Origin of the sequence: Trinickia sp. (genome assembly GCF_051961175.1) — a bacterium.
In the GTDB taxonomy this organism is placed as follows: domain Bacteria; phylum Pseudomonadota; class Gammaproteobacteria; order Burkholderiales; family Burkholderiaceae; genus Trinickia.
This window is the reverse complement of sequence record NZ_JBQCDN010000207.1, coordinates 1-3,140: the sequence shown is the minus strand read 5'-3', so window position 1 is coordinate 3,140 and position 3,140 is coordinate 1. Positions and strand designations below refer to the sequence as shown.

The following is a 3,140-nucleotide window of genomic DNA, read 5'->3' as shown; positions in this document are numbered from 1 at the left end:
TGGATCATGCCGACGCTCATGCGCATGTTTGCCGCCGGCAAGCCGTGCCAGTTCGATCCGGAGGCGCCCGGCGACGAGGATCAAGCCGAGATCGAAACCGAGGTCGTGAACCACGTGTTCATGAAGCGCAACGACGGCTTTTTCGTGCTGCACGACTTCTTCAAGGACGCGCTCCTGCTGCGCAACGGATACGTCGATTCGTGGTGGGAGAAGCGCCGCAAGTCGATCGTCGAGACGTACACGGGCTTGACCGAGATCGAGCTTGCGATGCTGCTGCAGACGGACGACGACATCGAGATCCTCGAGCAGAGCGAGAAAATCGACCTGATCGACGGCCCGATGGGGCAGCAGCAATACACGTGCTTCGACGTGAAGCTGCGCCGCGTGACGATCGATAAGCGCCCGCGCGTCGAATGCGTGCCGCCCGAAGAGGTGCTTGTCTCGCCCCAGGCTCGCCGCGGCTTCGATGACGCGCCGTTCGTCGAGCGCAAGCGCACGGTGCTGCGCTCCGACGTGATCGAGATGGGCTTTGATCCGGCCGATGTGGCGGCCATCGAGATCGCGCGGCCCGACTGGCTGCAACTGATCGAACTCGCGCGTAACGAGGTCACCGACCAGTTGAGCGAAGAAGAGTCGACCGATCCGGCGAGCCAGCAGGTCGAGCTTCGCATCGTCTGGATTCGGATCGACTACGACGGTGATGGCATTGCCGAGCTGCGCCGGGTGGTCGTGGCCGGCGATAAGGTGCTCGACAACGACGAATGCGAGGAATGCTCCCTCTCTTACTGCTCGCCGATCCGCATGCCGCACCGGCACACCGGCATCAGCTACTACGACCTGCTGTACGACCTGCAGGTCATCAAGACGACGCTGTTTCGGCAGGCTCTCGACAACCTCTACCTGACGAACAACCAGGGCTACGCGGTCGACTGGCAGAAGGTGAACATGGGCGACATGCTCATCAGCCGGCCGGGCCGCATCGTGCGCACGGAAGGCGTGCCTGAAAACGCGATCATGCCGCTCACGACGCCCTCGAACATGATGGCGCAGGTGGTGCCGGCGCTCGAATACTGCGATCTGCAGCGCGAGATGCGCACCGGCATCGGCAAGGACACGATGGGCGTGGACGCCGACGCGCTGCAAGACGTTACCAAGGGCGGCCAGCTCGCGGCCATGAGCGCGGCTGCGCTGAAGGTCGAGCTCGTCGCGCGGCTGTTGGCCGAGGGCGTGAAGGATGTTTTCGGCAAGATCCATCGCCTGCTCATGCGCCACCAGGACAAGCCGCTCACGCTTCAGCTCACGGGCCGCTGGGTCGATATCGATCCGTCGAAGTGGCGCGAACGCACGCAGGTGAGCATCAATGTGGGGCTGGGCTCGGGCAACCGCGAAGAAGCACGCGCCAACTTGATGATGCTCGCCCAGGCGCAGAACCAAATCGGCCAAGCCTTCGGGCTCGTCGGGCCGAAGCAGGCTTACGAGACGTTCAAGGCGCTCTCTCACCTGCTCGGCTTTGAAAATCCCACGCAGTTCGCGATGGACCCGGATTCGCCCGAGTATCAGCAAGTCCAGGCGCAGCGCGCGCAGCAACCTCCCGATCCGCGCATTGCTGCTGCGCAGATCAAGGCGCGCGGCGATCAGCAGATCGAGGGCATGCGTCTGCAGGCAGCGCAGGCCAAGGCGAGCGCAGAGCAGCAGCAGGCCCAGGCCGAACTCGTGCATGGCGCGCAGCAGGCGCAAACCGAAGCGGCCACACAGCAGGCACAGATGCAGAGCTCCGAGTTCCAAACCATCTTCCGCGCGCTGGCGCAGATCGTTGCATCGCAACTCAAACAGGATGCGGCGGCCGACGCTGGCGCGGTGATGAATCACGACATGAGCGAGGTGCGCGGTGGCGCTTGAAGACGAAGTGAAGCGCGGCGGCGACGCGCGGCAGGTGCTCGATTCGATCATCTTCATCGAGGCACGCAAGCACGTGCTCGACGGGCTGGAGCGGCAGATGCGCAATGTGCCGATGGCCGACCAGACGATGCATACGCGGCTGATCCTCGCGCTGCAATGCTGGGATGCGCTTGAGAAGTACCTCGAGCAGATCAAGCAAACGGGCGAGATCGCGTATTTTCAGCTTGAGCAGCAAGCGGAGCGAAAACGGCGCTTCCAGATCTTCGGCTAGACCGATCCAATTCCCACGACAAGGCTCGCATTCGCGGGCCTTTTTCTTTTTCTGAGGCCAGCAAATGAGCGACTTGCAAGCGACCACCCAGACGGGCGCCGCAGATTACTCCAACTCGGACGAATCGGCGTTCCAGTCCCTCTATGACAACGGGGCATTCCAACCGAATACGAATTCGAACGATCAGGAGGAGCGCGAGCGCGTCGCTCAGCAGGCCGATCAAAACGGCGCACAGCAGGACGGCGCGTCGAGCCAAGGCCAACAGACGCCGGAAGGCGAGCAAGGGCAGCAGGGTGCGCAGCAAGCGGGCCAGGAGGGCAACGGTGAACAGACGTCGGCCTATTCGAGCCTGGACGAGCTGCTGACCTCGCTCAAGGTCGATCCGGCCTCGGCCAAGTCGCTGCCGGTCACGGTCAAGATCGACGGCGTTGAGACGCAAGTGCCGCTTGAGCAGGTTCTCAAGAGCTACCAGCTCGAAGGCCACGTCAACAACAAGTCGATCGAGGTATCGAATCAGCGACAGGCGCTCGAACAAGAGCGCACGAACTGGCGTCAGGCCACGCAGCAAGCGCTGCATCAGCACCAGGCGATGGGGCAACTCGCGCTGCAGATGCTCAACCACGACTTTTCCAAGATCGATTGGAACGGTCTGCGGCAGGCCAACCCGGCAGAGTTCGCCGCGTTGCAATCCGAGTTCCAGCAGCGCCAAGGCCAGATTCAGCAGTTCATCGGTCAAGTGCAGCAGCAGCAAGCGCATGCGCAACAGGAGCAGCAGCAGGCCTTGCAGCAAAACCTCGCTGCCGAGCGCGAGAAGTTGCATCAAGCCATTCCCGAGTGGCGCGATCCCGCAGCCTTCGAGAAAGACCGCCAACAGATTTCGCAGTACGCCCGCAACCGTGGGTTCCAAGACGCCGAGCTGAACCAGATATTCGACCACCGCTACATGCTGATTTTGCGTGATGCGGCGCGT

General features: G+C 62.6%; 2 protein-coding genes and 1 pseudogene. All 3 read left to right on the top strand.

All coding sequences use genetic code 11. The features are described from left to right. Window positions 1-1,899: portal protein (locus tag ACTHL0_RS12475; RefSeq protein WP_440567058.1), on the top strand; the 1,899-nt coding region annotated here is incomplete at its 5' end. Beyond that, window positions 1,889-2,170 carry a hypothetical protein gene (locus ACTHL0_RS12470; RefSeq protein ID WP_440567057.1) on the top strand — a complete coding sequence of 94 codons (282 nt, stop codon included), beginning with the start codon at window positions 1,889-1,891 and terminating at the stop codon, window positions 2,168-2,170. The genes ACTHL0_RS12475 and ACTHL0_RS12470, both read left to right, overlap by 11 nt. A gap of 64 nt (window positions 2,171-2,234) precedes the next feature. After that, window positions 2,235-3,140: pseudogene (locus ACTHL0_RS12465) on the top strand (hypothetical protein); the annotation flags it as partial.